General features: G+C 40.7%; 2 protein-coding genes. Both read left to right on the top strand.

Annotated features, from left to right (window positions below):
- The first annotated feature begins 656 nt into the window (after positions 1-656).
- Entirely contained in the window at positions 657-1,838 is a 1,182-nt protein-coding gene (locus ABJV04_RS04025; RefSeq protein ID WP_348490023.1) for an MFS transporter, read from the top strand.
- A gap of 54 nt (positions 1,839-1,892) precedes the next feature.
- Positions 1,893-2,852 carry an IS30 family transposase gene (locus ABJV04_RS04030; RefSeq protein WP_348490024.1) on the top strand — a complete coding sequence of 320 codons (960 nt, stop codon included), beginning with the start codon at positions 1,893-1,895 and terminating at the stop codon, positions 2,850-2,852.
- Positions 2,853-2,882 lie beyond the last annotated feature (30 nt).

Here is a 2,882-nt window from a genome sequence, read left to right on the forward strand (position 1 = left end):
AGGTTGGCTGAGCTGCTGACTTAGGTACTCACCCGATAAAAAATGCGCTTTGCGGAGTAGCCTGCGGCTTCACTGTGGGTGAAAAACCTGATTCCTGCCAAATTTTTCCATTTCGCCAGCCTACTACCAACTTCATGCAGCTCGCTTCGCGACTTTTAGAAATTTCGGTCGGATTTTTTTTGCCGTCCACTATGGTGACTGTCCATTTAGTCTTCTGCTGGAAGCAGGGTTTTTACTCTAGTTGGTACTGCTTCTAGTTACAATTTAGCTAGAACTTCTGTTTATAATGGCTTGAGTAGTATTTGCTATAACGGCATGTATTATAGAACCGATGTAGGCACTGGTATATAGTCCTAAGTATCAGTGCTTTTAGAAGTCTATTTTGATTATCTCTTATGTTTAAGTTTATTCTAATCAAAATTCAATTGTATTTTATTAGTGAACTATAATTGTTGTCACTGATTGGTAATTCTGACCCACAGTAACTTTTGAAACGTTAATACTCCATGTGCATTGAAGTATAAAATCGTATATTGTATTTGAGAAAATCCACAAGTAATGAGGCAACATTAAATGTGTAGATGCTTAATAGTTTCGTCAAATAATAGCTTTCGGATTTTATTTTATTGCAAAGCCATTTTAAAGAGGTTATCTGAATGAAGGGTTGGTCTGTTTATCTTGGCTATATATTACTTTCTGCTTTTTCAGTTCTTCCTGTTACATTAATTCTGCCTTCGCTACCTTCAATTTCAGAAAGCATAGATACTCCATATTGGGTATTAAATCTTTCTATCACTTTACATGCTTTATTAGCAGCTATAACACAAGTTATAGGAGGTTCGCTGGCTGATAAATATAGTAAAAAACTAATAGCATTCTCAGTATTGACTTTGTTTATTCTTGGGTCTGTAATCTGTGCTTTGACAAATAATATCTATGTATTTTTAATTGCACGAATGATCCAAGCTCCTATTATTGTTTGTTTTTCTATTTCACTCGCTGGTGTAAACAAATTTGCTGGTAAAGACAATTCTTCTAAGATGATAGCCTATGTTTCTGCAGCATGGGCTATTGCGCCACTAGTGGGACCATCAATTGGAGGTCAATTAGATACTCTATTCGGTTGGCGTTCTAATTTTTGGTTTTTGAGCTTAATAGGTGTGGTCAATTTATTTTTTGCTCACTATTGTTTATCAAATGAAGTATCATATGATGGCAGTACTAACCAAGGAAAGGAAATTCGAATTCTTAAGTCTTGCCTTGAGTTAGTAAGAAATCGGTTGTTTTTGGGATATACGATATGCATGATATTTTCAATCGGCACTTTATATGTTTTTCTTGGTTGGGCTCCATATTTATTCCGAAGCGATGTGTCAGTAGGAGTTAATAGCTCACAGCTGGGCATCTATATGGGACTAGTACCTGGTGGTTTTATAGTTGGCAGTGTTCTTGCTGGTAAGTACTTTTCTGGATACTCGTTAGCAAATGTAATACTATTTGGTAGAACCATAGCTTTCATAGGTATAACCATTGGGTTTATTGCTATTGCTACCGAAATATTGCCACTCATTTTGGCTTTTTTTGGCTCTTGTGTTTTTATTGGAATTGGAAATGGGTTAAGTATGGCAAGTGCTAATGCTGGTATTATAAAGTTACGTGACGATATCCCAGTAACCGCCTCATCACTCGCAAGTGCTACAACGACAATTGGTGGCGTTTCCACAATGACCATTTCTGCTCTTGTACTGCAAGGAGATATCGCTAAATACTCCGTCCATGCTGTTATGATGTTTACTACGCCGAATTCATATACTAAGTGCGACAGTTTCGACAAATAAGCGGGTGAGCTGCCAAAATGGCCGTTTTTCTTTCCGACCAAAGAGAGATAAACGATGACCACTTATAGACAACTCACCCTGGAAGACAGGGTACTGATGTCACACCTTCGTTGGCAAGGCCTAAGTTATGCCGAGGTTGCCAGTCAAATGGGCCGACATCGAAGTACCATATATCGGGAGTTAGAGCGCAATAGCTGCCATATGACAGATGGTGCTTATAGGCCCACAAAAGCCGACAGTCGTACCCGAGGACGGCGGAGTCGTTCGCGGCGCAATCGACATTATGACGATCACGATTTCAAGCTCGTCCGATACTATCTGCGGCACAAATGGAGCCCGGAGCAAATTAGGGGTTTTTTGAAGGTGAACGGACACCAACCAATCTCCCACGAAACTATCTACCAGTACATCTGGCGAGATAAGGCTAATGGTGGTTCGCTATGGACTCATCTTCGCCAGTCACTCAAACAACGTAGAAAACGTTATAAAGCCTATGACAGCAGGGGCCGGCTATCCAATAAGCGGCATATCTCCGAACGTCCCGGCAGCGTTGAAACCCGCAAATACAAGGGGCATTGGGAGATCGACACAGTCATGGGCCGTGGCTCGAAAGACTGTATCGTAACAATCAACGAGCGAAAAACAGGGTTCGTTATGATTGGAAAGCTCCGAGATAGAAGCACCAAGTCGTTGAACAAAAAAACTAAACGATTAATCGACAGGGACCCTTTATCTTTTAAAACCATCACTGCTGACAACGGCACCGAGTTCCACCAGTACAAAGAAATTGAAAGAAGCGCAAACGTTCGATTCTACTTCGCGAATCCATTTCATTCATGGGAGAGAGGAAGTAACGAAAATCTCAATGGCCTTATCCGTCAGTATCTACCTAAAGGAACCAGTATGGCTGAGCTGACACAGCAACAATGCGACATCATCGCGGATCGTCTGAACTCTCGGCCAAGAAAGCGCTTGAACTTTAAAACTCCAGAGGAAATCTACTATGGTCGATAATTATTGTCGCGGTTCAAGCTTGATACTAAG

Origin of the sequence: Aliiglaciecola sp. (assembly GCF_039982535.1) — a bacterium.
Lineage (GTDB): Bacteria > Pseudomonadota > Gammaproteobacteria > Enterobacterales > Alteromonadaceae > Aliiglaciecola.